At 65.9% G+C, this 20,222-nt stretch carries 37 protein-coding genes; 33 read left to right on the top strand and 4 right to left on the bottom strand.

What is annotated here, in order from left to right; translation table 11 throughout:
• Nucleotides 1-52: 52 nt before the first annotated feature.
• The 33 genes from VK682_RS15230 to VK682_RS27370 all read left to right on the top strand — a co-directional run bounded on the left by VK682_RS15230 (nt 53) and on the right by VK682_RS27370 (nt 18,802).
• Nucleotides 53-316 carry a helix-turn-helix domain-containing protein gene (locus tag VK682_RS15230; RefSeq protein WP_324782182.1) on the top strand — a complete coding sequence of 88 codons (264 nt, stop codon included), beginning with the start codon at nt 53-55 and terminating at the stop codon, nt 314-316.
• 710 nt (nt 317-1,026) lie between these two features.
• Entirely contained in the window at nt 1,027-1,485 is a 459-nt protein-coding gene (locus VK682_RS15225) for an Lrp/AsnC family transcriptional regulator (RefSeq protein ID WP_324782181.1), read from the top strand.
• Entirely contained in the window at nt 1,482-1,745 is a 264-nt protein-coding gene (locus tag VK682_RS15220) for a hypothetical protein (RefSeq protein ID WP_324782180.1), read from the top strand. Before VK682_RS15225 ends, VK682_RS15220 begins: the two co-directional genes overlap by 4 nt.
• Entirely contained in the window at nt 1,742-2,203 is a 462-nt protein-coding gene (locus VK682_RS15215; RefSeq protein WP_324782179.1) for a crossover junction endodeoxyribonuclease RuvC, read from the top strand. Before VK682_RS15220 ends, VK682_RS15215 begins: the two co-directional genes overlap by 4 nt.
• Entirely contained in the window at nt 2,200-2,457 is a 258-nt protein-coding gene (locus tag VK682_RS15210) for a hypothetical protein (RefSeq protein ID WP_324782178.1), read from the top strand. Before VK682_RS15215 ends, VK682_RS15210 begins: the two co-directional genes overlap by 4 nt.
• Nucleotides 2,454-2,615 carry a hypothetical protein gene (locus VK682_RS15205; RefSeq protein WP_324782177.1) on the top strand — a complete coding sequence of 54 codons (162 nt, stop codon included), beginning with the start codon at nt 2,454-2,456 and terminating at the stop codon, nt 2,613-2,615. The genes VK682_RS15210 and VK682_RS15205 overlap by 4 nt, the downstream gene beginning before the upstream one ends.
• Before the next feature lie 66 nt (nt 2,616-2,681).
• Complete coding sequence (locus VK682_RS15200; protein WP_324782176.1) at nt 2,682-4,082, top strand: replicative DNA helicase; 1,401 nt, start codon at nt 2,682-2,684, stop codon at nt 4,080-4,082.
• On the top strand, nt 4,079-4,900 hold the full coding sequence (locus tag VK682_RS15195; RefSeq protein ID WP_324782175.1) for a helix-turn-helix domain-containing protein: 822 nt from the start codon (nt 4,079-4,081) through the stop codon (nt 4,898-4,900). The genes VK682_RS15200 and VK682_RS15195 overlap by 4 nt, the downstream gene beginning before the upstream one ends.
• A gap of 130 nt (nt 4,901-5,030) precedes the next feature.
• Nucleotides 5,031-5,237 carry a hypothetical protein gene (locus VK682_RS15190; RefSeq protein ID WP_324782174.1) on the top strand — a complete coding sequence of 69 codons (207 nt, stop codon included), beginning with the start codon at nt 5,031-5,033 and terminating at the stop codon, nt 5,235-5,237.
• Nucleotides 5,234-5,725 carry a hypothetical protein gene (locus VK682_RS15185; RefSeq protein WP_324782173.1) on the top strand — a complete coding sequence of 164 codons (492 nt, stop codon included), beginning with the start codon at nt 5,234-5,236 and terminating at the stop codon, nt 5,723-5,725. The genes VK682_RS15190 and VK682_RS15185 overlap by 4 nt, the downstream gene beginning before the upstream one ends.
• Nucleotides 5,722-5,940 (top strand): hypothetical protein, encoded by a 219-nt coding sequence (locus VK682_RS15180; RefSeq protein ID WP_324782172.1) that lies wholly within the window; start codon nt 5,722-5,724, stop codon nt 5,938-5,940. Before VK682_RS15185 ends, VK682_RS15180 begins: the two co-directional genes overlap by 4 nt.
• The gene (locus VK682_RS15175) at nt 5,937-6,284 is read left to right on the top strand and encodes a hypothetical protein (protein ID WP_324782171.1); all 348 of its coding nucleotides are present in this window, start codon (nt 5,937-5,939) and stop codon (nt 6,282-6,284) included. The genes VK682_RS15180 and VK682_RS15175 overlap by 4 nt, the downstream gene beginning before the upstream one ends.
• Complete coding sequence (locus VK682_RS15170) at nt 6,281-6,622, top strand: hypothetical protein (RefSeq protein ID WP_324782170.1); 342 nt, start codon at nt 6,281-6,283, stop codon at nt 6,620-6,622. The genes VK682_RS15175 and VK682_RS15170 overlap by 4 nt, the downstream gene beginning before the upstream one ends.
• The gene (locus VK682_RS15165; RefSeq protein WP_324782169.1) at nt 6,619-6,867 is read left to right on the top strand and encodes a hypothetical protein; all 249 of its coding nucleotides are present in this window, start codon (nt 6,619-6,621) and stop codon (nt 6,865-6,867) included. Before VK682_RS15170 ends, VK682_RS15165 begins: the two co-directional genes overlap by 4 nt.
• Entirely contained in the window at nt 6,864-7,163 is a 300-nt protein-coding gene (locus VK682_RS15160) for a hypothetical protein (RefSeq protein WP_324782168.1), read from the top strand. The genes VK682_RS15165 and VK682_RS15160 overlap by 4 nt, the downstream gene beginning before the upstream one ends.
• Entirely contained in the window at nt 7,160-7,756 is a 597-nt protein-coding gene (gene nusG / locus VK682_RS15155; RefSeq protein WP_324782167.1) for a transcription termination/antitermination protein NusG, read from the top strand. Before VK682_RS15160 ends, nusG begins: the two co-directional genes overlap by 4 nt.
• 155 nt (nt 7,757-7,911) lie before the next feature.
• Nucleotides 7,912-8,424 carry a terminase small subunit gene (locus VK682_RS15150; protein WP_324782166.1) on the top strand — a complete coding sequence of 171 codons (513 nt, stop codon included), beginning with the start codon at nt 7,912-7,914 and terminating at the stop codon, nt 8,422-8,424.
• Nucleotides 8,411-9,805 carry a phage terminase large subunit gene (gene terL, locus VK682_RS15145; protein ID WP_324782165.1) on the top strand — a complete coding sequence of 465 codons (1,395 nt, stop codon included), beginning with the start codon at nt 8,411-8,413 and terminating at the stop codon, nt 9,803-9,805. The genes VK682_RS15150 and terL overlap by 14 nt, the downstream gene beginning before the upstream one ends.
• Nucleotides 9,806-9,842: 37 nt before the next feature.
• A complete protein-coding gene (locus VK682_RS15140; protein ID WP_324782164.1) occupies nt 9,843-11,249 on the top strand; it encodes a DUF4055 domain-containing protein in 1,407 nt (468 codons plus the stop codon).
• A 90-nt stretch (nt 11,250-11,339) separates the two neighbouring features.
• Entirely contained in the window at nt 11,340-12,104 is a 765-nt protein-coding gene (locus tag VK682_RS15135; protein WP_324782163.1) for a DUF6651 domain-containing protein, read from the top strand.
• Between the two features lie 105 nt (nt 12,105-12,209).
• Nucleotides 12,210-13,367, top strand: a complete 1,158-nt coding sequence (locus VK682_RS15130; protein ID WP_324782162.1) for a major capsid protein — start codon at nt 12,210-12,212, stop codon at nt 13,365-13,367.
• A 67-nt stretch (nt 13,368-13,434) separates the two neighbouring features.
• Nucleotides 13,435-13,677 carry a hypothetical protein gene (locus VK682_RS15125; RefSeq protein WP_324782161.1) on the top strand — a complete coding sequence of 81 codons (243 nt, stop codon included), beginning with the start codon at nt 13,435-13,437 and terminating at the stop codon, nt 13,675-13,677.
• 1 nt (nt 13,678) lies between these two features.
• Entirely contained in the window at nt 13,679-14,230 is a 552-nt protein-coding gene (locus VK682_RS15120; protein WP_324782160.1) for a DnaT-like ssDNA-binding protein, read from the top strand.
• Nucleotides 14,227-14,475 (top strand): hypothetical protein, encoded by a 249-nt coding sequence (locus VK682_RS15115; protein ID WP_324782159.1) that lies wholly within the window; start codon nt 14,227-14,229, stop codon nt 14,473-14,475. Before VK682_RS15120 ends, VK682_RS15115 begins: the two co-directional genes overlap by 4 nt.
• Nucleotides 14,472-14,831: a hypothetical protein gene (locus tag VK682_RS15110; RefSeq protein WP_324782158.1), complete on the top strand. Its 360-nt coding sequence runs from the start codon at nt 14,472-14,474 to the stop codon at nt 14,829-14,831. Before VK682_RS15115 ends, VK682_RS15110 begins: the two co-directional genes overlap by 4 nt.
• Nucleotides 14,828-14,992, top strand: coding sequence for a hypothetical protein (locus VK682_RS15105; RefSeq protein WP_230796758.1), 165 nt, complete (start codon nt 14,828-14,830; stop codon nt 14,990-14,992). The genes VK682_RS15110 and VK682_RS15105 overlap by 4 nt, the downstream gene beginning before the upstream one ends.
• Before the next feature lie 18 nt (nt 14,993-15,010).
• The gene (locus tag VK682_RS15100; RefSeq protein WP_324782157.1) at nt 15,011-16,057 is read left to right on the top strand and encodes a phage minor head protein; all 1,047 of its coding nucleotides are present in this window, start codon (nt 15,011-15,013) and stop codon (nt 16,055-16,057) included.
• The gene (locus VK682_RS15095; RefSeq protein WP_324782156.1) at nt 16,054-16,461 is read left to right on the top strand and encodes a hypothetical protein; all 408 of its coding nucleotides are present in this window, start codon (nt 16,054-16,056) and stop codon (nt 16,459-16,461) included. Before VK682_RS15100 ends, VK682_RS15095 begins: the two co-directional genes overlap by 4 nt.
• The gene (locus VK682_RS15090; protein ID WP_324782155.1) at nt 16,458-16,910 is read left to right on the top strand and encodes a phage tail terminator-like protein; all 453 of its coding nucleotides are present in this window, start codon (nt 16,458-16,460) and stop codon (nt 16,908-16,910) included. Before VK682_RS15095 ends, VK682_RS15090 begins: the two co-directional genes overlap by 4 nt.
• A gap of 9 nt (nt 16,911-16,919) precedes the next feature.
• Nucleotides 16,920-17,858 carry a phage tail tube protein gene (locus VK682_RS15085; protein WP_324782154.1) on the top strand — a complete coding sequence of 313 codons (939 nt, stop codon included), beginning with the start codon at nt 16,920-16,922 and terminating at the stop codon, nt 17,856-17,858.
• Entirely contained in the window at nt 17,858-18,037 is a 180-nt protein-coding gene (locus tag VK682_RS15080) for a hypothetical protein (RefSeq protein ID WP_324782153.1), read from the top strand. The genes VK682_RS15085 and VK682_RS15080 overlap by 1 nt, the downstream gene beginning before the upstream one ends.
• Complete coding sequence (locus VK682_RS15075; protein ID WP_324782152.1) at nt 18,012-18,500, top strand: hypothetical protein; 489 nt, start codon at nt 18,012-18,014, stop codon at nt 18,498-18,500. The genes VK682_RS15080 and VK682_RS15075 overlap by 26 nt, the downstream gene beginning before the upstream one ends.
• Nucleotides 18,497-18,802 carry a phage tail assembly chaperone gene (locus tag VK682_RS27370; RefSeq protein ID WP_425262619.1) on the top strand — a complete coding sequence of 102 codons (306 nt, stop codon included), beginning with the start codon at nt 18,497-18,499 and terminating at the stop codon, nt 18,800-18,802. Before VK682_RS15075 ends, VK682_RS27370 begins: the two co-directional genes overlap by 4 nt.
• On the opposite strand, the gene VK682_RS15065 is transcribed toward VK682_RS27370, so the two are convergent.
• From VK682_RS15065 to VK682_RS15050, 4 genes are all read right to left on the bottom strand, one after another.
• The gene (locus VK682_RS15065) at nt 18,799-19,011 is read right to left on the bottom strand and encodes a hypothetical protein (RefSeq protein WP_324782150.1); all 213 of its coding nucleotides are present in this window, start codon (nt 19,009-19,011) and stop codon (nt 18,799-18,801) included. The genes VK682_RS27370 and VK682_RS15065 overlap by 4 nt on opposite strands.
• A complete protein-coding gene (locus VK682_RS15060) occupies nt 19,008-19,385 on the bottom strand; it encodes a helix-turn-helix domain-containing protein (RefSeq protein ID WP_324782149.1) in 378 nt (125 codons plus the stop codon). Before VK682_RS15060 ends, VK682_RS15065 begins: the two co-directional genes overlap by 4 nt.
• Nucleotides 19,385-19,681, bottom strand: coding sequence for a type II toxin-antitoxin system HigB family toxin (locus VK682_RS15055; protein ID WP_324782148.1), 297 nt, complete (start codon nt 19,679-19,681; stop codon nt 19,385-19,387). The genes VK682_RS15060 and VK682_RS15055 overlap by 1 nt, the downstream gene beginning before the upstream one ends.
• Before the next feature lie 114 nt (nt 19,682-19,795).
• Entirely contained in the window at nt 19,796-20,191 is a 396-nt protein-coding gene (locus tag VK682_RS15050; RefSeq protein ID WP_324782147.1) for an Arc family DNA-binding protein, read from the bottom strand.
• Nucleotides 20,192-20,222: the final 31 nt, after the last annotated feature.

Here is a 20,222-nt window from a genome sequence, read left to right as displayed (position 1 = left end):
ACCGAACAATGTGCGTATTGACCATGATACGCAATATGCGTAGTGTTCCGCCATGGATCACATCACGCACATCTGGCCGACCATGGCCGACCTGGCTTCCGACCTTGGCAAGCCCTACTCCACAGTAGCGGCGTGGAAGCAGCGCGGGAGCATCCCCGCCAAATATGACATGTCGCTCATCCGCGCCGCAAAAGCGCGGGGGGCTTGCCTCACTCTGGAGCATCTGGCCGAGGCGCGAGCGGAAACCGCTGACGCGCCGTCGCGTGTCGATCATGGAACCTCGCAGGATGCTGTCTCGCCCGAGGCCGCAGAATGATCGCGTGCCCCGGTCATGCAAATGTGAGCGGCACCGGCGCCGCGCAACCTATCCGGTTGGAGGGGGTGCGCGGTTCGCGGTTTGGCTGCAACACAGTGCGCCGGGGTGCCGCATGAAGAATCCGACCGGGATCCCCACGGTCGGCCAGCGCGGGCAGGGTTTCCCCTCCCTCCCGGCTCTGCCCGCGCGCACAGAATCCCAAGCGAAAGAACCAGTCGCGATCCAGCCGGGAAAGCACCACCCGTTCCCGCGCCCGGCTGGCGGTTCAAGTAGGTCGAGCACGGGCGGCGGCCCCCGTGCCAATAGCTGTTCGGCAGATACGGCAGCAGAGGCCCATGGCCGCAGCGGGTGGAAGCCCCGCACCTATCCGCTTTCTGGTGGTGCCTTGGAGGGTGACATCTATCCCGCCCTTGCTCCGGCTTGGCCGAGGCACCTCCTGAGCGCGGCGGCGTGGAAGTCAGACACGCTTGAGAGAACGGACGGGAAAAATCCCCACGGGAAAGACGCATCCGCTGGAGTTCGAAGCCAGAGCAACGGAAGGCAGCGCACCGAAGAATGCCGAGCCGACGCCGGAGTTACGCCCGGCCCGCGCTCACCTCACAGCCGCTCCGCACTCACGGCACGCGGCAGGCCTGCGCCGATCATCCCGGCGCTTGGGACGCGATCCGGGCCGCGTGGCCAAAGCCCGGCTCTTTTCTGAGGAGATTTGCATGAGCGACCGAGAATATGCCCCGCTCCGCCGCGTTACGCGGGGCCTCCTTGAGCCCCTGTGGATCAACAGGAAGATCCCGGTCTCCAAGATCGCAGCGCGGCTCGGAGTCACTCCTAACGCCGTCCATAATCGCGCCCGCGCCCTTGGACTGCAGCCAAGAGGAAATGCCAAGCCGCACAAGAAGAAGGTCGATGACGAAACCTTTTCCCGGATGTGGATTGCTGGCGTCAACGTCTACGAAATCTCCAAATTCTGCGGCTATGCAAAGGCCGCCAGCGTCTCAAAGCGCGCCCGGATGATGGGGTTGCCGCCGAGAAAGAGGGTTCCCGGCGCATCGGAGCGAAATGGCCTTGGCGCCAAGGGCTGGGGCGGGACGATTACAATGGAGGCCTTTCAGGAGGCCGAACTTGGCCGCCGCATGGCGCAGGCCGCCAGCACCGCAGGGGCAGGGGTATGACTGCACCCAGATACCCCGTGCCGACCAAGTGGCACGAGATCAGCCAGATCAAGGTGCGGATGCAGGTGGACATGCTCACAGCAGCCGCCCGTGGCGCCGCCAACGCCGGGCAGGCTGCCGCCCGGATTGGCATGAACCGAAACCTCTATGTCACCACCTGCCGCCGCCTTGGCATTGAGATCGCGCACCTTCTGGAAAGGGATCACCCGCGATGGGGCGAAGGCATCCGGGACCGCGTGCGGCAGGAGGCCCGGCCATGAGTGCCTCCGCCATCCTTGCCCTCGATCTGGGCACCGCGACCGGCTGGGCCATGCGCGACGCCTCTGGCCTGATCGTCAGCGGCACAGCCAGCTTCAAGCCGGGCCGATACGACGGCGGCGGCATGCGCTATCTGCGCTTCTCTCGCTGGCTGGAGGAACTGGCAGGCCAAGCCGGATCGTTCGGCGGCATCTGGTTCGAGGAGGTGCGCCGCCACGCTGGAACTGACGCCGCGCATGTCTATGGCGGCCTCATGGCCACGCTCACCGCATGGGCAGAGCTTCGCGGCATCCCCTACGCCGGGATCCCGGTCGGCACGATCAAGAAGCACGCCACCGGAAAGGGAAACGCCAACAAGGATGCGATGATCGCCGCCGCCGAAGCGCGCGGGTTCAAGCCTGCCGACGACAACGAGGCCGATGCCATCGCGCTGCTGCATTACGTGCTGGAGGCCACATGACCTGCCGCACCACCCTAGCCATCCTCATGGCGCACAGAGCGCCAGAGACGCTGCTGCGACGCATGACAGCCTCGCGCCGCATGGGCCGGGGCGGATCAGCGGATCACCGCATCGTCATCGGCTACGGCGTCGAGGGGCGCGGGGCCACATGGGCGGAGGCGTGCCACCAGTGGGCCGCAGGGGCGCGGCATCTGGAAGACCACCCGACCGCGCCGCAGGCCGCGGGGCTGGCGCTATGGGAGCAGGCGGCATGACCCCCGAGCAGCAATCACTGAAGCTGGAGATGATCGCCAGCCTCACGCGACCCGAGATCGTCGGGTGGCGCCGCGAGATCGCGCAGCAGGATGACAGGCCCTTTCAGGGAGAAATCGCCGCGCTGGCGGCGCGGGAGAGGATTTTGGGGCGCGAATGACCTTCAAGCACATCGGAACGATCGCGCAGGGCCTCGTCGCCCGCGCGCAAGAACAGAGGATCACCCATGGCGGAAATCATCAGGCTCAATCCGGAGCAGGAAGTCCCGGCGGTCTTCAGCCCGGAGGCGGAGCAGCAGGTGCTGGGCGCGCTGCTGCTGGACAATCGGCGCGTGTCGATGGTGGCGCAAATCGGTGGCGTGACCCTGTTTCATGACCCGGTTCATGCCCTGATCTATTCCCGCATCGCTGACATGGAGCGCGACGGCATCCTTGCCTCGCCGGTCACGCTGCGGGAATGGGCGGATCAGCAGCCCGGGATCCATTCCCTTGGCGGGCCGGGCTATCTCGTCCGGCTGGCCGGGGCCGCGATCACGCCCGGCCTCATCAAGAATTACTGCGAGCACCTGCGCGAACTTGCGTCGCGCCGTCACATCGTCGGCGCCGCCGAGACCGCGATCAAGGATCTGGTTATGGGCGATCAGGTGGCCAGCCACGTTGCGGGCCGTCTGGAGGCCGCGCTGGCCGCCGTGGAGCCAGCAGAGGGCCGGGGCCTCGTGTCCATGATGACCGCCGTCACCAAGGCCGCAGGCGAAGCGTGGGCCGCCAAGCGCGGCGAGCCAAGCGCCAAGGTGCCGACCGGGATACACGCGCTGGACCGGCTTGTTGGAGGCTTCTACCCCGGGGATCTGGTGCTGCTGGGGGGGCGCCCCTCGATGGGCAAGACCGCCGTTGCGGTTAACCTCGCGCTGAACGCGGCGCGGCGCGGCGAGGGCGTGGCCTTCTGTTCGCTGGAAATGCAGCCCGAGGCCATTGCCCTGCGCGCCATGTCGGAAGCTATGGCGGAGCGCGGGCAGGCCGTGGCCTATCGCGACCTTCGCGACGGGAAATGGAACGACCTGAACCAGCAGGCTTTCGAGGAAGCGGCGAAGGAGGTGGCCGAGCTGCCCATCTTCATGATGCCGCGCGACTATGCCGATGTGGGCGCGCTGATGTCCGGCGCCAAGCAGGCCAAGGCCCGGCTCGACGGCAACCTGAAAATGGTCGTTGTGGACTACGTCCAGCTGATGCGCTCCAGCCGGGCCGCCAGCCGCTACGAGGTCATCACCGAGATCTCGACCGCGCTGAAGCGCCTCGCCGGTCAGTTGGAGGTGCCCGTGGTGGCCCTGTCGCAGTTGAGCAGGCAGGTGGAAAGCCGCGACGACAAGCGCCCCATGATGTCCGATCTGCGCGAGTCCGGGCAGCTGGAGCAGGACGCGGACACGGTGCTGTTTTGCTACCGCGACGAATACTATCTGGAGCGGGAAAAGCCGCAGGACGTGGCCGATCTGGAAGCCTACGAGGCTGCCATGCGCGCCGCCCGAAACCGGCTGGAAATCATCGTCGCCAAGCAGCGCCAAGGCCCCATCGGCACGGCGAACGTGCTCTGCAACGTCGCGCTTAACCGAATTTGGGAGCCGGGATCGTGAGCATCAAAATCATGTCTCAGGTCTGGGAAACAGGCCCAGAAGATCGCAGCGAATTGCTCGTGATGCTGGCTCTGGCCGACTTCTCGAACGACGCCGGGGAGTGCTGGCCGTCGATGAAATCGATCGCCGCAAAGGCGCGGATGACCGAGCGCGGCGTGCAGAAAATCCTCTCCAGACTGGAGGCATCGGGGCGCATTTCAGTCCAGACGGGGGGCGGGCGCCATGGGTGCAACGTCTACAAAATTCATCCCGGAAACCCCGAACGCGGGCGCGGAAACCCCGAACCGCATTCACCGAATACCAGTGCAGAAACCCCGAATACCGTTCACCCCGAACGCGGTTCACCCCGAACGCCAGTGCAGAAACCCCGAACGGGAGTGCAAAAAACCCCGAACGGCGGTTCACCCGAACCGTCAAGAACCGTCATAGAACCGTCAAGTAGTAGCAGCAGCGCGCGCGAGGCGCTGACCGACGATCAACTCTACGACGAGGTCATGGCTGCAGCCGGGATCCGCAATGGGCAGATGCCGTCGCACTGGCTGCCACCCGCCGCAACGATCCACGTCAGCCGATGGCGGTCACAGCTCGGACTGTCCGACGCCGAGATCCTAGCCACGGTCCGCGAGAGCCGGAGGCGACACGACACGCCACCGAACGGGCCGAAGGGGCTGGACGGCGCCATGCAGCGCACCGCCGGGGCCAAGGTCGTGCCGCTCAAGCCAGCAGTCCCCTATCAGTTTTCCAAGCCAGACGACCGCGCCAAGCGCCGGGCTTTCTACGAAGACGTGACCCGCCGGTACGGAGGATCGACCGAATGACCGTCGCCCCAACCCCCGCCCCCCGTGGCGCCCACATCCACGAGACCGGATCCGAGGTCACAGCCTACCGCCGGATGCTGGCCGAGGGCGCCCGGCAATCATTGCAATCTACACGCGAGGAGGACGCGCGATGACCGACTGGAAGGATTTTGAGGCTGGCATGGCTGCCGCCCGCCGCGTTCCCGATGTGGCGCTGCAGGCAACAAGCCAAGAGGCTCTTGCTGCTGGAGGCCCTGATTTTGGCGGAGCCGACGCGGGCGACCGTTCGGAGTCATGGCACAAGGGCTTTGACCATGCCGTGATGCTCGCGCGCCGGTCCAGCGTGGTGCCGTCATGAGCGGGCTCAACCAGACCCCGGAGCCTTTGCCCCTTGTATGCGCCGTCATCGACGCGCTGGCGGCAGCCGAGGCCGCGCTCATTGGCCCGAGCGATGAATACGAGGGCTGCGCCGAGGCCTTGGCCAAGGTCCGCGCCGTGCTCCATGGAGTAGACCGCACGGCGCCGATCAGCGCCGCGCTGGCGCTGGCGCGGCGGGATGCGCTGGAGGAGGCATTGCGCGCGGCTCATGACGCCACGACGCACCCCAGCGCATATGCCTGCCGTGAGGCCATCCGCGCCCTGATTGACGCTCCGGCGCCTGCTGCATCCGTGGCGGCGGCAATGCTCCCGAAATGCTGCATCTGCGGTAGGATCGTTGACCCTCGCGAGGAAAGCGAGGGCGGAGATATGTTCGGCGCGCGGCTGACATCTGGGTCGTGGGCTTGCTCATCCAAGTGCTGGGAGCAGGCGGCAGGTGTTGGTCATTCGGCGGAGGCCCACAAATGAGCCGCCTCGAATGCCGCAGCCGTTGCACCGGCCCCAGCGATTGCATCTGCCACCTTCGCCGCCGCGGCTTGTGGAGGCCGACCCGCAACAACGTCGCATACTGGCTTCTGCGTCTCGCCATGCGCCTGACCACATGGGGCGAGGCCTACGACAAAATGGACGCTGCCGCCATCGTGCAGCGCGACTGGTGCGAATACTCGGGAGGTGACGCATGACCCGCCTCGACGCACTACGCGCCCTGCTGGCCAAGGTGGAGGCGGGGGAGTTGGACTTCCGAGATGACATAGCCCTGAACGACAACTGGCCTGCCAAACTGTGCTTGGACAAGACTTGGCAAGCCTACCAAGGCTCTCTCGACGCAGCCAAGGCGCTGCATGAGGCGCTGCTGCCGGGGTGGCGTATTACAGCCATTCAGCACGCATCAGGCCGTTGGCGTGTTGCTATCAGCGATCCAATCCCGCCTCACAAAGAGACATGGGCGCTAAGCGAAGATCCGGCCCTCGCCCTTCTGTCCTGCGACCTCCGCGCCCTGATCGCCCAAGAGGAGGCCAAGGCATGACGGCCCGCCCCTACATCACCGCCGACACAGCCACGCCCGGCGCCGTAGAGGCGGCTCTGGACGCCGCGTTCCTCGCCGTCGGCAGGCCCGCGCCAGTGCCAGAAGTCCAGCCCGTCGATCCCACAGCCCTGTCGCCCCTCATGCAGCGCATCATCGCCGCCATGCCGCTCGGCGAGGCCGTCACGGCGCGGGAAATCGCAGCGCGGGCGGGCACCACCACTGTCACGGTGCGCGAGTCCATCGCGATGCAGCGCGGCAAGTTGCCCGGCCACGGTCTCGTCATCACCAGCAAGCGCGGCTCGGGCTACACCCTGCGCCGGATCGGCGGTGACGCATGATCAGCCGCCGCAAGCCCCGCGCCGGGCTTAGGATCGTGATGAAGGGCGGTCAAAAGCCGATTTTCTTCGAGACCGAGAGCGTCGAAGTGGCCAGCGCAATGATGGCCGATCTTCACCAACACGTTGCTGAGCACGGCCCAATGGGGTGGCTCATAACCGACGGCCTGTATCTGAACGTCACCGAAATTCAGGCGGCCCATGCGACCGGTTTCGACGTAATGCCCAGCCCCCGGAGCGACACATGACCGCCGCCCCCGGCTACAGCGCCGACTGCAAGCGCATCGCCAACCACGCCCGGGCGCTCAGGAAGGCATGGCTCCGCACCGGCGACGCCCAGACCGCCATGCTCGCGCTGGACGCGATGATTGCGGACGTGGACCGGCAACGCAAGGCCCGCGCGGCGGCAGAGCCCGAAATCCCGCCCGCTGGCGCGCAAGTCGGGCCTATCGGCGCCAAGGCCAGCCCAGACCAAAGCACGCCCACCAGAGGCGCGGAAAACCGCCTCTCCGTCGACCATCACAATCAGGAGCGAAGCCAGTGACCTACCACATCGGCCAGATCGAAGCCTGCGACCTTGAGACGTCGGCGCGCCGCCCGATCACGCTGACCGGCCCGCTCGCTGGCCCGCCGCGCTGGCACGCTCTGACCGTCAGGCCGCAGCGCGAGGCCGCAGCCGAGGCGTGGCTGGAGCTGCGCGGCTGCTACGCGTTCCACCCCGTCACCAGAACCCGCGTCGTTCGGCACGGCAAGGTGATCGAGCGCGAGCGGAGATACCTCCCCGGCTACGTGTTCTGCCGCTTCCCGTCTCAGGTGATCATTTCGCGCGTTCTGGCGTGCCCGGTCATCGCCGGGGCAATCACGCTGCAGTCCGGGCAATGGGGCATCATCACCCCGGAGGACATCCGCAAGCTGCACGCCATGCGGTCCGTCGACGATGCGCAGCGCGCCGCCCGCGACGATGCCAAGCGCATCCGCAAGGGCGACCGGGTGCGCGTTCTGGCTGGTGTGCTGGGCGAAGGCATGGAGGTCGAGGTGGTCGCCATCGTCGCTGGAAAGGCCCGGTTCACCCTCCACATGTTCGGCACCGATGTGCGCGCGGAGGCAGATGTTGACCACCTGCACAAGCTGGAGTAGTTTCGGCGGCATAGGCCCCGACCCCCGACCCCCGCGCAGCGGGCACCACCGGGGGCAGCAAGGGCGGCGAGCCTCGCGTTTTCACTCGCGAAGCCCAAGCCAGCCCCATGTCCAGAGATCCCCAGCAAGAGGCGCGCCACCCGGCGTGACAGCGCATGACTGACCGCGACGAGGCGGGCCGCTTCCTGCCGGGGAACCGGATCTGGGAGGCAAACCCAAATCCGGGCCGCCAGCCCACATTCGCGGACGGTGACGAGCTCTGGACGGCGGCTGTCGAGTATTTCGAGTGGTGCCATGAGAACCCGCTGCTGGAAGACCAGCTGGTGACGTTCCAAGGCATCGCCACCCACGAGCCAGTGGCGAAGGTCCGGGCGCTCACCCAGCGCGGGCTGTGCCTGTTTCTGGGCATCTCGATGGAGACGTGGCGCGGCTGGCGGACGCCCGACCACGATCTATACCGTCCGGATCTCGCGGACACCATCGACCGCATCGAGGGCGTGATCTGGGAGCAGAAATTCACCCACGCGGCGGCGGGGCTGCTGGTGCATGGCCTGATCGCGCGGGAGCTGGGGCTGGCGGACAAGCAGCAGCACGCGAACGATCCCGACAATCCGATGCCCGGCGCCCAGGTCACGGTCTTCGCGCTGCCGGACAATGGCCGCGGGTAAGGAGATCCGGCCACAGGAGGGGCCACAGACCAGCTTTCTGGCGTCACCAGCCGACATCGCGATTTACGGGGGTGGCGCTGGGGGCGGCAAGACGTGGGCGCTTCTGATGGAGCCGCTGCGGCACATCGCGAACCCCGGGTTTGGCGCGGTGTTCTTTCGCCGGACCACTGTCCAGATCAGGAACGAGGGCGGCCTCTGGGACGAAAGCACATCGCTTTATCCGCTGGTCGGGGCATCGCCTAAAGAGGTCACGCTGGAATGGAAGTTCCCCAGCGGCGCCTCTATCTCGATGGCGCATCTGGAGCATGAAAAGACCGTCGCCAACTGGCAGGGCTCGCAGATCGCGCTGCTGCTGTTCGACGAGCTGACGCATTTCAGCGAAAAGCAGTTCTTCTACATGCTGTCGCGGAACCGGTCCATGTGCGGCGTCCGGCCCTATGTCCGGGCCAGCTGCAACCCGGACGCCGACAGCTGGGTGGCCCGGTTCATCGCATGGTGGATCGATCAGGAGACGGGGCTGCCGATCAACGAACGCTCCGGCGCGCTGCGGTGGTTCGTCCGGATAGGCGATGCGATCCACTGGGCCGACCGCCCCGAGGATCTCGCGGAACACACGATGCTGGACGAGGCGGGGCAGCGAGTGCCGATCCCGCCGAAGTCCGTGACCTTCATCCCGGCCAAGCTGACCGACAACAAAGCGCTGATGGCCGCCGACCCGGGCTACATGGCCAACCTGCTTGCGCTGTCCACCGTGGAGCGCGAGCGCCTGCTGGGCGGTAACTGGAAAATCCGGCCCGCTGCCGGGATCCTGTTCAAGCGGCAATGGTGCGAGGTGGTCGACGCGGTGCCCGCCGGGGTCCGATGGGTCCGCGGCTGGGACTTGGCCGCCACGCCAAAGACCGATGCCGCGCCAGACCCGGACGGCACATCGGGGACGCGCATTGGCCAGCTGCCGGACGGAACGTTCATCGTCGCCCATCACGTCAAGGACTGGCTCTCCCCGAACGGGGTGCGGGCGCTGATCAAGAACACCGCCTCGCAAGACCCGCCGGGCACCACGATCAGCCTTCCCCAAGACCCGGGGCAGGCGGGTAAGGACCAAAAAGGCAACCTCGCGCAGCACATGGTCGGGTTCAACGTTCGGTTCTCGCCGGAGACCGGAGACAAGGTCACCCGCTTCTCGCCCTTCTCCGCACAGGCCGAGGCCGGAAACGTCAAGGTTCTGCGCGGCCCGTGGAATGAGGGCTGGTTCTCCGCGCTGGAGGGCTTCCCCGAAGCAAAGCACGACGACGAAGCGGACAGCACGAGCCGGGCATTCAACGAGCTATCGAAGCCCACGCCGACCGCAATCTTCGCAACCTACGGGGCGCACGATGACTGACCATAAGCCCATCGACACCTCAGCGGATCACGACGCAATGGCGCCTTACTGGCGCATGGTCAGCACCATCCTCGGCGGTGCCAAGGCCATGCGCGATGCGGCGCAGACCTACCTGCCGAAGTTCCCGCAGGAACGCGACAAAGATTACCAATACCGCCGGTCCAACGCCAAATTCACGAACATCTATCGCGACATCGTCGAAAATCTCGCGCAGCGCCCCTTCTCCAAGGAGGTCTCCATCGCTGATGGCGCCCCGAAGCCGATCAAGGATTTCGTGGAGGACGTCGACGGGCAAGGCAACCACCTGCACGTTTTCGCCGGGGAGCTGTTCTTCGGCGGGATCAACAACGCGGTGGAATGGCTGCTGATCGACTACAGCAAGGACGTGCCGGCCAACGCCACGCGGGCAGACGAAGCGCGCATCGGCGCGCGGCCCTACTGGGTGCACATTCCGGCCCCGGCCATGCTGGCGGTCTACAGCGATATGGTCGACGGCAAGGAACAGTTCGTCCATGCCCGGATCCACGAGCCCGCGCTGGAGCGGGACGGCTTCGGAGAGAAGACCTACAACCGGGTGCGCGTCCTGAACCGCGACCCTCTGGACGGCGGCGGATATGCCCCGGCCACCTATCAGGTCTTCGAGGAACAGAAGGGCAAGGACGGCGCGCTGCAGTGGGTCAGCATTGATGGCCCGAAGCCGATCAGCATCGGGATCATCCCGCTGGTGCCGTTCATCACGGGCCGCCGCATTGGTCGCTCGTGGCGGTTCCATCCGCCGATGCAGGACGCAGCCTTCCTGCAGGTCGAGCATTTCCAGCAGGAAAGCGCGCTGAAGCATGCCAAGGCGCTGACCGCGTTCCCGATGCTGGCAGGCAATGGCGTCACTCCGCCCATGGGCGACAACGGCAAGCCCGCGCCGGTGGCGGTCGGACCCGCCTCTGTTCTGTGGGCTCCGGCCAACCCCAACGGCGGCTCCGCCGGGTCATGGGCCTTCGTCGAGCCGAGCGCCACCTCGCTGCGGTTCTTGGCCGATGACATCAAGGAGACCGGGCAGGCGCTGCGCGAATTGGGGCGCCAGCCGCTCACGGCGCAGTCCGGCAACCTGACTGTCGTCACCACGGCATTCGCGGCGCAGAAGGGCAACGCGGCGATTCAGGCATGGGCCCTGAACCTCAAGGACGCGCTGGAGCAGGCCTTCGTCATCACGGGCCGCTGGCTGAAGATCGACGCTGACGTCGAGGTCATGATCAGCACCGATTTCGACCTTGGTATGGGCGATGACGAGACCTTTGTGCACGTGCTTGCCATGGGCACCGGCGAAGCCCCGATCATCAGCCGAGAGGCCACGATTTCCGAGGCCAAGCGCCGCAACATCCTTTCGCCGGAATACGACGGCGACAAGGATCTGGCCGTCATCATCCGCGAAGGCGGGGAAGACGAGTAACCACCCCTCACGGCCTTTCGCGCGGATGCGCGGGGGCGAACCGGGCCGGATGGCCCACAGCAACCGGGCGGATGCCCGAAAGGACTGACCATGAAGCTGAAGACGATTGAGCAGGACGGCAAGACCTATGCCGAGGTGCTGGACGGGAAGCCGGTCTATGTCGATGACAGCGGCAAAGAGGTCGCGTTTGACGCGCCCGGCACCATTGCCACCATCAGCCGCCTGAACGGCGAGGCCAAGACCAACCGGGAGCGCGCCGAGGCCGCAGAGAAGGCCGCCAAGGCCTTCGAGGGCATCAGCGATCCGGCAGCCGCCATGAAGGCGCTGGAGACCATTCGCAACCTCGACGACAAGAAGCTGATCGACGCGGGCGAGGTCGAGAAGGTCAAGGCCGAGACGATCAAGGCGCTGGAAGAGAAATACAAGCCGACCGTCGAAAAGGCCGCCGCGCTGGAGCAGCAACTGCGCGCCGAAAAGATCGGCGGCAGCTTCGCCCGGTCCAAATTCATCGCCGACAAGCTGGCCGTGCCGGTTCCGATGATCGAGGCAACCTTCGGAAAGCACTTTGATCTGGACGGCGGCAAGATCGTCGCCAAGGATCAGAACGGCAACGCGATCTACTCCAAGGCTCGCCCCGGCGAGGTCGCAGATTTCGACGAGGCGCTGGAGACGCTGGTGGAGGCTTTCCCCTACCGCGACAGCATCATGAAGGGCCTGCAGCAGTCCGGCGGCGGCGCCAAGCCGGGCGCGGGCGGCACAGGCGGGGCCAAGACGATGACCCGCGCCGAGTTCGATGCCATGCCCATGCCTGACCGGCAGGCCAAGCTGGGCGAAGGCTTCACCGTCTCAGAATAACGAACCTGCCGCCACCTCGGATGAGGCGCGGCGTTTGGGCTGGATGGCCCGTCACCCCGGCGAACTGTCCGGCTTCAACACAACGCCAGCAAAAGGAACATCCCGATGGCGAACACCCTGACTGGGCTTATCCCCACCATCTACAACTCGCTGGACGTGGTTTCCCGCGAGCTGATCGGCTTCATCCCGAACGTGATGCGTGATGCGACCGCACAAAGCGGCGCAGTCGGACAGACCGTCCGCTCCCCCGTCGTTCCGGCTGCGTCGCTGGAAGACATCACGCCCGGCAACGACCCCGCCGACAGCGGTGACCAGACCATCGGCTACACCGACCTGTCGATCACCAAGAGCAAGGCCTATCCGATCCGCTGGACCGGCGAGGAACAGCTTTCGGTGACCAAGGACGGCGTCATCAACACCATCCTGCGCGATCAGTTCTCGCAGGCGTTCCGGACCCTCGCGAACGCCGTTGAGACCGATCTTGGTGCGCTCTATGCCGGCGCGTCTCGCGCCTATGGTACGGCAGGGACCACGCCCTTTGCCACCGCCGACGACATGACCGACCTTGCTGAGGTCAACCGCATCCTTGATGACAACGGCGCCCCGCAATCGGGCCGCGTCATGGTGGTGGGCTCGGCGGCCCGCGCCAAGCTGGAGGGCAAGCAGTCGCAGCTCTTCAAGGTCAACGAGGCTGGCGACGCCGGGGCCATGCTGCGCGAGCGCCAGATGCGCATGCTCCACGGTTTCGTCATGGGCACCTCCGCTGGCGTCGCTTCGCACGTCGCTGGCACGGGCACGCTCTATGATGCGGCTGGCGGCGAGCCTGTCGGCGAAACCACCATCGCGCTGGACGGCGGCACGGCTGGCGCCACCGGGATCAAGGCGGGCGACGTGGTGACATTCGCGGGCGACACCAACAAGTACGTCGTGACGACCGGCATTTCCGGTGTTTCCGGGGATATCGTTCTGGGCGCGCCGGGCCTGCGCCTCGCGCTTGCCGATACGGTGGAGATGACCATCGGCGCCGGATATACCGCCAACATGGCGTTCAGCCAGAACGCGATGCTACTGGCCGCCCGCGTCCCGGCAATGCCCATCGGCGGCGACGAGGCCACCGATGTGACCACCGTTCAGGATCCGGTGTCTGGGCTGGTGTTCCAGATCGCCATGTACAAGCAGTACCGCCGCATCAAGTATGAGGTCGGCCTTGCGTGGGGCGTCAAGATGGTGAAGCCCGAGCACTGCGCCATTCTGCTGGGCTGATCTTCGCAGCGGGGCCGGTTCGCTGGCCCCGTCACCAAGATCAGCTTCACCCTGAAGGAGACAGACCATGTCGCGCATCCCCACTGCTGAAATCGTCGTGAATGGCCGCCGGAAGATCGTCAATGCAGACGATCCTCGCGCTCAGGCCGTCCCGGAGCGGAAGGCGCCTGAAGATCGCGCCGCAATCGCCACCATGCCCAAGGGTGAGGTGCGCGAATGGCTGGAGGAGCTCAACATCGAGGTGGCGAAGGGCGCGACCGTCGAAGAGATGCGCGCCGCCCTGACCGGTGCCATGTTCCCGGACGCGTGACATGCCCATCGTGGTCGAGGATGGAACCGGAAAGACCGACGCCACGGCCTTCATCAGCTTGGCCTATTTCAAGGCGTATTGCGACGCCCGAGGCCACACCTACGGCGCCGACGATACGCTGATCGAACAGGCCATCGTCCGCGCAACGGCCTACCTTTCCGACAGCTATCGATGGGCGGGTGAGAGGATCCGGGGGCGCAGCGCCATCGGCGGCGGTCAGGCGCTGGCATGGCCCCGTTCCGATGTGGTCGATGATGACGGGTATTCAGTCCCGGCAGACAGCGTCCCTGATGAAATCCAGCGCGCAACGGCGGAGGTGGCGCGGCGCGAGCTGTCCACCCCGGGCGCCATGACGCCGGATTACACCCCGTCCGAGCGGGTCAAGAGCAAGACGGTTAAGGCCGGCCCGGTTTCCAGCGCCACGGAATACGACCTGTCGCGCACCGATGCGGACAGCGTGCGCCCGGTCCTGCTGGTGGTGCGCGACCTGATCGGGCCGCTGCTGGCGCGCGGTGGCGGGTCTATGATCCAAGGATCGGCGGTGCGGGTATGAACGGGAAGGTTCAATCCATCTATGGCGGCCCCGCGGGGGTGCCGGAGGTCAGTCAGGCCTGCGTCGAGACGCTGGAGGAGTGGCTGGAAATGGCGCGGGCCGGGGAAATCACCGGCGTCGCCATGGCTGGCCTCTGTCATGACAGGGCGGCGCGCTACGCCATCGGCGGCATGGTCGGCGGCTATTCCATGATCGGCGCGCTGGAAATGGCCCGCGCCGACCTGATCGACTTGGCCCGCGAATGACGACCGTTGCCGAGATCTCCCGCGAGGCATTCGACGCGGTCGCGGCGGAGATCCCGGATGCGATTCACGCCGCCACGCTGACCCGCACGACGCAGGGCGCCTACGACGTCGCGACAGGCACCTATGCGACCACCACCGCCACGCAGACGGGCCGCGCCGTGGTCGACACCGTGCGCCCCGTGGCTGACGTGTTCCCGGCCTATGTCGTCGGGCCGGGTGACGAGCTGATCCTGCTGGAGGGTTTCACCAGCGCCAAGGAGAACGACAGCCTGACCTTCGCCGGGCGGACGCGGATCGTTCGGCAGGCACAAGACATTGTGGCCGCTGGTGCTCTGTTCTATGTCATTGCGCGATGAGCTTCGCGCAGGCCACCTTTTTCCAGATCCACATCGCCAACGGTCGCCCCGATCTGGCGCTGATCGTGATGCTTTTCCCGGCCTCTGCCTTCGCTGAAATGGACGCGCTGCTGGAAGCCGCTTGGCTCGCTGGCGCTGCCGACGCAGCGCGCAAAGACTGATCCACCACAGGAGGCCGCATGGCCCGTCGCCCGACCGCACAGGAGCGCCAGATCGCGGCGCTGCTGCAGCAATTCCAGCCGCAGGTGCGCAAGGCCTTCATCGACGCGATGCGCACCGCCGCGACGGCAGTTGACCGGGCGGCGCTGATCCGGGCGCTGGAGGCGCGTGACATCAGCCTCGCCATGGAGATCCTGCGCATGAACCAGCAGGCGCTGTTCCCGATGGGCGAGGCGGTGCGGGCGGCATACCTGCAAGGCGGCGCGTCGGTCGCGGCATCCCTGCCCGTGGCGATCCGGGGACAGTTCGGGTTCGGCGGCAACCCGAGGGCAGTGGAGGCGGTTCAGCGCATCGTCGGGCAGGCCATCGAGGGCGTCACAGCGGAATCGCTGGAGGCAACGCGGGGCTACATCACGCAGGCGGTGGCGGACGGCGTTCCGCCTCGCCGCATGGCTCTGGAGATCACCGGCAGGTCGGGCCGATCTGGCGCGCCACGCACCGGCGGGATCATGGGCCTGAACAGCAACCAGACCGACGCGGTGATCCGCGCCCGGGCCGAGCTGCTGACCGGAGACTTCGCCGCCTACAAGCGGCGCGAGGGCCGTGTCGGGGGGCGCAACAGGTCTCTGGACCGGCTGATCACGCGGGCACAGAAGGAGGGCCGGCCCCTGACCGCGGCAGAGGTCGACGCCATGGTCGACGCCTACAAATCCCGGCTTCTGAACCTGCGCGGCGAGATGATCGCGCGCACCGAGACGCTGAACGCCCTGCGCGCGGGGCAGCACGACGGCTTCGCCACCCTCATCGACAGCGGCGCGGTGACGGCTGATCGGCTGACGGTGACATGGCAGGCCACCGCCGACGCCCGGACCCGGGATGCGCACACGGCGCTCGGCGGCACCACGATCCGGTTCGGCGAGCTGTTCCAGAGCCCGGCGGGCGGGCTGCTGGCCCATCCCGGCGACACGGCGCACGGCGCGGGCCCGGCTGATCTGGTCGCGTGCCGGTGCGCGGCGGTCTACCGGATCCTCACGCCGCAGCAGCTTGCGGAGCGGGCCGCGCAATGACCGCAGGGCAGGCCACCCGCGACTTCATCAGCGAGCTGGACGCGGAATGGCTCGAGATGATGGGCGGGATCCGGGATGCCGTGATCTACATCGCCACCGAGGGGCTGGCCCGGGTCACCGAGAAAAGCCCGGTCGATGTGGGCACCTTCCAGAACAATTGGCTGGTCAGCATCGGGGCGCCGAGCGAGGCGACCACAATGACGCTGGGCGAATTTGCAAGGCTCTCGGCGCAGGCCATCGCCAGCTATGCCACGGCTGACGGCTTCCCGATGATCTACCTGCAGAACAACCTGCCATATGCTCTGCGGCTGGAAAACGGCTGGTCTGCGCAGGCGCCGTCCGGCGTGCTGGCCATGACGGTAGCCGAACTGGAACAGATTTGGCAGGGGATGCCGTCGCCATGACCTACCAGCTCGAACGGGCGGCCATCGAAGCCTATTTCCGCGCGCAGTGGGGCAGCACAACCCCGATCGGCTTCGACGGCCACACCTTCACCCCGGTGAACAACAGCGTGCGCCTGACCATCACCAGCGGCGCCACCCGGCAGGGCAGCATAGGGCGCACCGCGAACCGGATCGACCATCTTGGGCTGGCGACGCTCCAAATCATCACCGAGGGCGGCAAGGGCAGCGCGGCATGGCGCGGCTATGCCGAGACCATCATGGGGCTGTTCTTCGAGAAGACCCTGACCAGCACCGGCGCGGTCATCACTTCGGGCGCCGACGCCTTCGTGCGGTTCAGCCCGCCGGAGCTGGGTGAAAACCGCCACCCCTACATCGCCGCCGATTTCCCGGATCCACCCTTCCACCTCACCAACGTGATCGCGCCGTTTGTGCGCTACGCATTTCGATAGGAGGCCGTCATGGCTGGCACTGCATCATCGCAACTGCGCTCCGCGCACATTCTGGAGGCCACGCCGGGCACCATCCCGGCCACGCCCGCTTTCACCACGCTTCACGCCCCGGCGCGACTGACCGGCACGCCGCAGACGCTCGAGGGCCGGTCCCTCGTCGCCAAGGGCGGGCGGCTCGGTCGCGGCATCAACGGGATCGACGTCACCGGCACGCTGGAAGACAGCCTGAAATATGGCGTTTACGATCATTTCCTGGCCACGCTGCTGCAGGGCACATGGTCGTCCGACGTTCTGAAGGACGGCAAGGCGCAGACCACCGTCGCGGTCGAGAATGCGCTGCCCGCAGGCGTCGGCGGCACCAGCACCATGATGCGGTTCCGCGGCGTCGAGGCCGTGAGCGGCACCCTGAACCTGACCGCGCGGCAGGCTGCCGCGCTGAACCTGACGCTGGCCGGTCTCGGCTCGGACGATGCGACCACGACGGCGATCACCGGGGCGACCTATACCGACCCGACGGTGGTGGATCCGCTGTCCTCGGGCGCTGACGTGGGCACCATCGTGTTCGAGGATATCACGCTGGACTGCATGCAGTCGCTGGAGATCAACTTTGCGTTCGAGGGCCGTGATCTGCAGCCGAAAATCTCCAGCAACGACCTGTGCGGCATCACCCGGGGCGACTTCCTGCCGGTGCTGACCGCCAACATCTATCTGGAGGCCAACTTCCTCGAAATCTACAACGCGGCGCGGGCGCGGCACGATCCGTTCAGCGTGACCATCCCGCTCGGCTCGGTCACCGGGGAAAAATACACCATCGAGTTCCCCCGTTGCCACTTCGCCAGCACCAGCATCGACACCACCGGCACGGCAGCCATGCAGAACGTGACGATCCACCCCGAATACAGCACGTCGGACAGCGCGACCGTCATCATCACTCGGGCCGTCGCCTGATGTGGACGGCTGATTGCTCGTTTGTCGGCGTCGTCGCGGGGGCGGAGAAGGTCTTCGCGGCGGGCGACGACATCACCGAGGCCGAAGCCAAGGAGCTCGGCCTCAAAGGCAAGCCCGGCCTTGCGACACCTCAGACCAAAAAGGACGCCAAGGATGGCTCTGCGACTGCCCAAGCGTGAATTGCCCGCCGTCGAGTTTCGGTGCGTGCTGCCCGAGGCGTTCGGCCCCGGCGGCGAATGCTTCATCGAGATCGACGCCCGGGCAGCCGGTGCGATCAATGCGCCGTTCGTCGCGGCAATCGAGCGGGCGATGCAGCAGCACCGCATCGGCATGCGCAAGCTGGGCAAGCTGGAGGATGACGCGGCCTATGTCGAAGCGGATGCCAAGCTGGCCGCCGAGAGCACCCGGAACCGTCTGCTGGCGATCTATGACCACTGCGTGATCGCGTGGCGGTCGAACATTCAGGTGCTGGACGAGCGCGACAACGTGGTGCCGATCACCTGCGACCGCGACAGCTTTGCCGAACTGGCGGAAATGCGCGGCGTGCCCGAGATCGCGAAGGCGCTGGCGAAGTTCGAGGCGGCCTGCGTCGACGCGGGAAAGCTGCAGGCTGAGGATGACGAGGCCACGGTAAAAAACTGACCGAGGCGCTGCTGTGGTCGCTGCGATATTCGCCTGACGAGGTCGAATACCTGGAGCACAAGCAGGCGCCGGAGTTAGCCAATCGGGTTCAGCCGGAGAGCTGGTTTTTCTGGCAGGCCTACCACCACCTTCGCGGGTCGCGCCCCATGGGTTTCGGGGTTGGGCCGATCCCGTTCGACGCCATCGCCCGGTATTCCGAATGGTTGCAGCAAACCTGCCCGGTGGATCGCGCCCGGCTGGTCAAGGTCATCATGGCGCTGGACAATGCCGAGCGGGAGTATCTTGGGCGGAAGACGGTTTAGGGCGCCCGCCAGATGGACTGATACAGTTCCGCCATCTGTTCCTCAATCCGGGCTGCTTGCGCCGCCAAATCCGGACTGGACTGGATGAAGGGATGATCTCGAACGAAGTCGGTGAAGTGCTGCGAAGCCACAAAAGCGCGATCTCCGGCTTCGTGCTGCAGGTCGGCGCGGCTACCGGACTCAGCGGCGTCGAAGGTGGTGTCGTTCATGCCGCCACCAGATGATAGGGCTTCACGAGGCAGCCCGCCGGAACATGCCATTCGCTGGTGATTTTATAGATCATGTCCACCGTCAGCGCGCGCTTGCGGTTCAGCACTTCGGAGGCGCGCGGGCGGGACCCAAGAAGATTGGCGAGATCGGCTTGGGTCCGCCCGGTGGCTTCCATGTGTGCTTTGAGCAGGTCCACAGGCTCCACCTCCGGCATGGGGAAGTGGCGGTCCTCATAAGCCTCGATCAGGTCAGCGAGAACATCAAAGCGGTCGGCCTCTGGCGTTCCCGGCTCGGGCTGGTTGTCGAAATAAGGGGAGATTTCAGCCAGAGCCCAATTGAGATCGTCTTGGCTGCGGATCGGTCGAATGTCCATCAGATCGCCTCCGGGTTGATCCTGTCATACTCTTTGTGGGTGCCGATGAACTTGATCAGCACCCGGCGATACGGGTAGGCGAAGTGGACGATCAGGCGATACTTGTTGCCGCCGATGTCGAAGATGACGCGGTTGTCGCCCACGAAATCTACAGTGGTTCCGAAGTCTCTCTTCACGTCAGCCGGTCCCGCCCAGTCGGCCTTGTCTGCAATGGCGTACCACGTCTGCAAAGGAGCTTCGGCCCGTGGCTCGCGCAGCCAGAATGTTCGAAGGGTCGACTTGGCGATGACCTGCATTTCCGCTCCGTTGTTCCCGTATTGGGAATATGGCGCGCCAAGCTCCGTTAGTCAACTTGACGTTGACAAAAATCGTGGAGAGCTGCGGAGGAATTTCGGTGGGGGGCGGGCGGCTTAGGCCGGTTCGAAATCCGGGTCGTCTTCATCGAATAGGTCAAATTTCGGCGGCATCTCCCAACCGTGAAGAGCCGTCCGCACGTCGGCGGGGTCCATGCGGGCTACAAGCTCGCGCATCAATTCTCTGGTGACGCTCAGGTGTGCCCGCTTCACTTCGAGAGAAAAACTGTCAGAATCCATCGCATTGTCGATCATCTCGGTTAGCAACTTCAGGCGCTGCACATCGGTCTTCGGGGGTTCGGGGGCGGGATATTTTTCTTCGAGAGTGGCACTCAATTCACTGTTCACAGAGCGATTGTTCTCCGTGGCGGCTGCCTTGATCCTGTTCCGCAGGCTCGGTGAAATTCTGAGCGCGATCTGCACTGTGGGCATCTGAGCGCGATCGGTTGGCATCTTGATCCCCTTTTTGTGCAATCAATCTGAT

This window comes from Salipiger marinus, from assembly GCF_035481585.1.
Lineage (GTDB): Bacteria > Pseudomonadota > Alphaproteobacteria > Rhodobacterales > Rhodobacteraceae > Salipiger > Salipiger marinus.
The sequence above is the reverse complement of the archived record's forward strand: the minus strand, read 5'-3'. Positions and strand labels throughout refer to the sequence as shown.